This is a genomic window from Actinomycetospora sp. (assembly GCF_055612215.1).
This window is the reverse complement of sequence record NZ_JBVPVA010000850.1, coordinates 1-5,647: the sequence shown is the minus strand read 5'-3', so window position 1 is coordinate 5,647 and position 5,647 is coordinate 1. Positions and strand designations below refer to the sequence as shown.

Here is a 5,647-nt window from a genome sequence, read left to right as displayed (position 1 = left end):
CTCCTGGATGCCCCCGACGCGCGGTGAGACGTCGACGTACTACCTCGGGATCAACCGCGGGAAGCGCTCGATCGCGCTCGACCTGCGCGACCCCGACGACGTCGCGCTGGCGCGGGAGCTCGCCCGCCGCGCGGACGTCGTCATCGAGAACCTGCGGCCCGGCGGGATGGCGAAGTACGGCCTGGACTACGAGGCCGTCACGGAGACGAACCCCGGCGTCGTCTACTCCTCCATCTCCGGCTTCGGCTCGGGGAAGGGCGCCCACGTCCCGGGCTACGACCTCATGGTCCAGGCCATCTCGGGGCTGATGGACCTCACCGGGGATCCCGACGGCCCGCCCTACCGTGCGGGCATCTCGGTGTTCGACGTGATGGCCGGCAACCACGCCGTCATCGGCATCCTCGCCGCGCTGCGCCATCGCGACGCGACCGGCGACGGCCAGCACGTCGAGGTCAACCTGCTCTCCTCGGCGCTGACGGGCCTGGTCAACCACTCCAGCGCCTGGGTCGCGGGCGGCGTCGTCCCGCACCGCATGGGCAACGCCCACCCGAGCGTCTTCCCCTACGAGCCGCTCGAGACCGCCGACGACGACCTCATCGTGACCGCCGCGAACGACGGCCAGTTCCGCAAGCTCTGCGAGGTGCTCGGGCTCGAGGGCGTCGCGGACGACCCCCGGTTCGCCCGCAACGCGGACCGCACGGCGAACCGCGACGAGCTGCGCCCGATCCTCGTCGGGAAGCTCAAGGAGCGCACCGCGGTCGAGTGGTTCGACCTGCTCGTCGACGCCGGGGTCCCCTGCGGGCCGATCCAGTCGATCGACGGCGGCTTCGCGATGGCGGAGCGCTTCGGGCTCGACCCGGTGGTCGAGGTCGGGGAGGGCGACCGCGCGGTCCCGACGACGCGGCACCCCATCCGGTTCTCCGAGACCCCGGCGGTCTACGAACTCCCCCCGCCCGAGCTCGACGAGCACGGCGACGAGCTGCGGACGTGGCTGGGGAGCAGGGCCGATGGCTGACCGCGTCTACGAGACGGCGCTCGGCGCGGCGTCGCCCGACAGGATCACCCTGCTCGGCCACGACCTCGTCGAGGACGTCATGGGGCAGGTCGGGTTCGGGGAGCTCGCGTTCTGGCTCGCGACGCAGCGGCGCCCGACACCGGGCGAGACGCGCGTCTTCGAGGCCGTCCTCGCCGCGCTCGCCGACCACGGCTACACGCCCACGGCCATCGTCACGCGGCTGACGCACCTCTCCGCGCCCGACTCGGTGCAGGGCGCCCTCGCCGCCGGCCTGCTCGCGGGCGGGTCCCGGTTCCTCGGGGTCACCGAGGACTGCGGCCGTTTCCTCCACGACCAGCTCGTCTCGACCCACGGCGACCTCCCCACCGACGACGAGGGCTGGGACGCCCTGGCCCTGCGCACCGTCACCGCTCAGCGGGAGGCCGGGCGGTTCGTCCCCGGGCTCGGCCACCACGTGCACAAGCAGGGCGACCCGCGGACCCCGAAGCTCATGGCGCTGGCCGCCGAGGAGGGCGTGACCGGGCCGCACCTCGCGCTGTTCGCCGCCATCGGCCGGGTGCACCCACAGGTGCTGGGGAAGACGCTGCCGCTCAACGGGGCCGGAGTCTGCGGCGCCGTGCTGGCCGATCTCGGGCTGCCGCTCGAGCTGCTGCGCGGCTTCGCGCTGCTCGCGCGCACCGCCGGGCTGATCGGGCAGCTCGCCGAGGAGCTGCGCCACCCCGTCGCGAACGACATCTTCCTGTCGGTCGACCTGCACAACCGGCCCGTCGACCCCGATCCGTACACGCCGCCCTCGCTCGACGGAGATGCGCATGGCTGAGATCGTCGCGGTGATCGCGTCCACCCACCACCCGTTCTACTACCGGGCCTCGACGTCGACCGGGGAGGACCGGCCGCCGTTCGCCGACGAGTGGGTGGCCAAGATCGAGACGTTCCGCGAGACGCTGACGCGGGCGCGTCCCGACGTCCTGGTCATGGTCGGATCCGATCACTTCCACCAGTTGTGGCTGGACAACATGCCGCAGTTCCTGGTCGGGAAGGCGCCGGTCTACGACGCCAACTGGTACAACGAACAGCGCGAGTTCGGCCTGCCCCGCATGCGTCTGCGGGGTCAGGAGGACCTCTCCGCCTACATCCTGCGCGAGGGGCTCGACGCGGGGTTCGACCTCGCGTTCTCCAACGAACTGCGGATCGACCACTCGATCACGTGCCCGATCATCACGCTGCGCCCCGAGGCCGACCTCCCGATCGTCCCGATCTACACCAACATCTTCGCGCCGCCACTGCCGCAGCCGAAGCGGTTCGTGCAGCTCGGGCGCACGATCCGCGAGCTCGTGGAGTCCTGGCCGTCCGACCAGCGGGTCGCCGTGATCGGCACCGGCCACCTGTCGCTGGAGCTGGGCGGGCCGCGGCAGTTCGGGCCCACCGGCCCGGACCCCGAGTTCGACCGCCGCGCCGTCGACTGGATCGCCTCCGGGGACATCGAGGGCTGCCTGTCCGAGGTGACCCTCGACAGCCTCCACGCGCCGGGCAACGCCACCCACGGCTTCATGGACTTCATGTTGATGATGGGCGTCGCGGGGGAGGGGAAGAAGGCCGACCACGTCGACTCCCTCGACCTCTTCCACACGATGGAGGCCTACTTCACCTGGTACCCGAAGGGAGCGCCCACGGGATGAGCAAGTACCTGCTGAACAAGTTCCTCTACACCGTCGACCGCGATCCCGAGCTCGTCGAGCGCTACCGCACCGACCCCGTCGGCTGTGTCGCCGACTGGGAACGGGACTACGCGAACGCGGTTCTCAACTGCCATTCCGACGAGCGCTCCACCTGGCTCGAGTTCGAACCGGCCGAGCGGGAGGCGTTGTCGACCCACGACCACGTCGCGCTGTTCTCGATGGGTGCGCACCCGTTCCTGACGCTGACGTTGTTCATCGCGCTGTTCGAGCGCGACCACGGCCCGATGGAGTACCAGCTCGCCTACGCCCGCGCCCTGGACGGCGTGACGCTGCCCTACCCCGACATCGCGACGTAGCGGAGGCCCCCATGCTGCTGCCCACCTCCCTCGTCGGGAGCTACGCCCAGCCCGACTGGCTCATCGACCGCGCCAAGCTCGCCGGCCGCTTCCCGCCGCGGGTCCGGGCGAAGGAGCTGTGGCGGGTCGACCCCGAGCTGCTCGAGCAGGCCCAGGACGACGCGACGCAGCTCGCGATCCGCGCCCAGGAGCGTGCGGGGCTCGACATCCTCACCGACGGCGAGATGCGCCGCGAGAGCTACTCGAACCACTTCGCAACCGCGCTGGAGGGCGTCGACGTCGACAACCCCGGCACGGCGCTCGACCGCTCCGGGCACCCGAACCCGGTCCCGCGCATCTCCGGCCCGATCCGCCGCCCGAAGCCGATCCAGGTCCGCGACCTCGAGTTCCTGCGCGCGAACACCGATCACGTCGTCAAGATGACGGTGCCCGGGCCGTTCACGATGTCCCAGCAGGCCCAGAACGACCACTACCCCGACGCCGAGGCCGCCGCGATGGACTACGCGGCCGCGGTCAACGCCGAGGTCAAGGACCTGCACGCCGCCGGCGCGGACATCGTGCAGATCGACGAGCCCTACATGCAGGCCCGCCCGGACGCGGCCCGCCAGTACGGCCTGGCCGCGCTGAACGCCGCGCTCGACGGCGTCACCGGCACCACCGCGGTGCACATCTGCTTCGGCTACGCGGCGATCATCCACGAGCGCCCCGAGGGCTACTCGTTCCTGCCCGAGCTCGCCGGCTGCCCCGTCGACCAGATCTCGATCGAGACCGCGCAGTCGGGCCTGGACCTCGGGGTGCTCTCCGACCTCACCGACAAGACGATCATCCTCGGCGTCATCGACCTCTCGGACCCCGAGGTCGAGAGCGCGGAGACGGTCGCGGGCCGCGTCCGCCGGGCCTACGACCGCCTGCCTCCCGAGCAGATCGTCATCGCCACCGACTGCGGGATGAAGTACCTCCCGCGCGGGTCGGCCGAGGGGAAGATGGCCGCGATGGCCGAGGCGGCGGCGATCCTGCGGTCCGAGCAGGGCTGAGCCGAACAGCACGGTGCGCGGGCGGTCCGGTCCACGTACCCTGGTTTACGGGAGCCGGGCGTACCGGCATTCGCCATTATTTCCCGATGTTCCGGCGGCGCCGGGGTTTGCGGTGATCTTCATCGCCCGTGTGTCGCAGCACACATACCTTCGCCCGGGTGATTGCTGCGGGCCGTACGCCGGACGACGCTCTCGGTCATGAATCAGTGCCCGACGGAGGGGCTGTCGTGACCGTGCTCATCGTCGTCATCGTGGTGGTCGTCGTGCTGTTGCTGGCCGGCGGCGGACTCGTGCTCGCGCGACGCAAACGCTCCGAACAGCTGCAGGAGTCGTTCGGACCCGAGTACGACCGCGTGCTCGACCGGTCGGGGTCCAAGAACGAGGCCGAGGCGGAGCTGGCCGAGCGCCGCAAGCGCCACCAGCAACTCGACCTCCGATCGCTCGACCCCCAGACCCGTGAGCGCTTCCGCGGTGACTGGAAGCAGATCCAGGGGGAGTTCGTCGACGACCCGGGCGGCTCGGTCGACAAGGCCGACTCGCTCGTCACGACGATCATGCGCGAGCGCGGCTACCCCGTCGACGACTTCGACCAGCGGGTGGACGACATCTCGGTCGAGCACCCGCGGGTGGTGGAGAACTACCGGGAGGCCCGGCGGGTGCGGGACGCGTACCGCAACGGGTCCGCCGAGACCGAGGACCTGCGCGGCGCGGTGACGTCCTACCGCAGCCTCGTCGACGCCCTGCTCGACGAGGGCGGGGACGGCCACGACGGCGGTGGGTCCGGGGACGGTCGGCACCGCGAGGACGACGGTCGCCATCGCGACGAGGGACGGCCCGTCGAGGGCCGGCGCGACGAGCCCCGCGGGGCCGAGGGGGAGCGTGCCGGGCAGGCACGTCAGGAGCGGGAGGCCGGCGGTCCGCCGGCCGACGGGGCACACGACCACGACGGGAGTCGACGGTGAGCACGGAGACCACATCCGGGGCGACGGGCGAGGGACGGCACGACGAGGGCCTGCGCGACGAGGTCCGGCGTGACGACGCCGGGCGCCACGACAGCGGGGGCCTCGGCGGCGGCGACGCGGGCCGGCAGGACGACGGCCCGGGCCGCTACACCCGGCAGCACGGCGACCAGCCCGGCCAGCACGACCACGACGCGCCGGGGTCCGACGGCGTCAGCGTCCTCGAGCCGTCGGCCTCCGAGCGGCTGCGTGGGCGCTGGCAGGAGGTCCAGGCGGCCTTCGTCGACGAGCCCCGCCAGGCCGTGACCGAGGCCGACCAGCTGGTCGGTGAGGTGCTCGACGAGGTCAGCCGCGTGTTCCGCGACCAGCGCTCCGAGCTCGAGGCGGAGTGGAGCGGCAACACCGAGCCCGGGACCGAGGAGCTGCGCCAGGCGCTGCGCCGCTACCGCGAGTTCTTCGACCGGCTGCTCTCGCTCTGACCCGACCCGCCGACGGCCCCCGATCACCGCGATCGGGGGCCGTCGGTGTGTCCGGGCCCGGGGACCCCTCACCGGGCCACCGGGGCGCGCGACCGGGCAGGGTGGGCCCGTGACCACCACCGCGG

7 protein-coding genes are annotated in these 5,647 nt (G+C 72.1%); all 7 read left to right on the top strand.

Annotation, left to right across the window (positions count from 1 at the left end):
* On the top strand, positions 1-1,015 hold a 1,015-nt coding region (locus AC0CYZ_RS23210; protein WP_472219720.1), incomplete at its 5' end, for a CaiB/BaiF CoA transferase family protein.
* Positions 1,008-1,835: a citryl-CoA lyase gene (locus AC0CYZ_RS23205; protein WP_472219718.1), complete on the top strand. Its 828-nt coding sequence runs from the start codon at positions 1,008-1,010 to the stop codon at positions 1,833-1,835. The genes AC0CYZ_RS23210 and AC0CYZ_RS23205, both read left to right, overlap by 8 nt.
* Complete coding sequence (locus AC0CYZ_RS23200) at positions 1,828-2,694, top strand: DODA-type extradiol aromatic ring-opening family dioxygenase (protein WP_472219716.1); 867 nt, start codon at positions 1,828-1,830, stop codon at positions 2,692-2,694. The genes AC0CYZ_RS23205 and AC0CYZ_RS23200 overlap by 8 nt, the downstream gene beginning before the upstream one ends.
* A complete protein-coding gene (locus AC0CYZ_RS23195) occupies positions 2,691-3,050 on the top strand; it encodes a hypothetical protein (protein ID WP_472219713.1) in 360 nt (119 codons plus the stop codon). The genes AC0CYZ_RS23200 and AC0CYZ_RS23195 overlap by 4 nt, the downstream gene beginning before the upstream one ends.
* An 11-nt stretch (positions 3,051-3,061) precedes the next feature.
* Positions 3,062-4,084 carry a uroporphyrinogen decarboxylase family protein gene (locus tag AC0CYZ_RS23190; RefSeq protein WP_472219711.1) on the top strand — a complete coding sequence of 341 codons (1,023 nt, stop codon included), beginning with the start codon at positions 3,062-3,064 and terminating at the stop codon, positions 4,082-4,084.
* Between the two features lie 227 nt (positions 4,085-4,311).
* A complete protein-coding gene (locus AC0CYZ_RS23185) occupies positions 4,312-5,046 on the top strand; it encodes a hypothetical protein (RefSeq protein WP_472219709.1) in 735 nt (244 codons plus the stop codon).
* The gene (locus AC0CYZ_RS23180; RefSeq protein ID WP_472219707.1) at positions 5,043-5,522 is read left to right on the top strand and encodes a hypothetical protein; all 480 of its coding nucleotides are present in this window, start codon (positions 5,043-5,045) and stop codon (positions 5,520-5,522) included. Before AC0CYZ_RS23185 ends, AC0CYZ_RS23180 begins: the two co-directional genes overlap by 4 nt.
* The last annotated feature ends 125 nt before the right edge of the window (positions 5,523-5,647 follow it).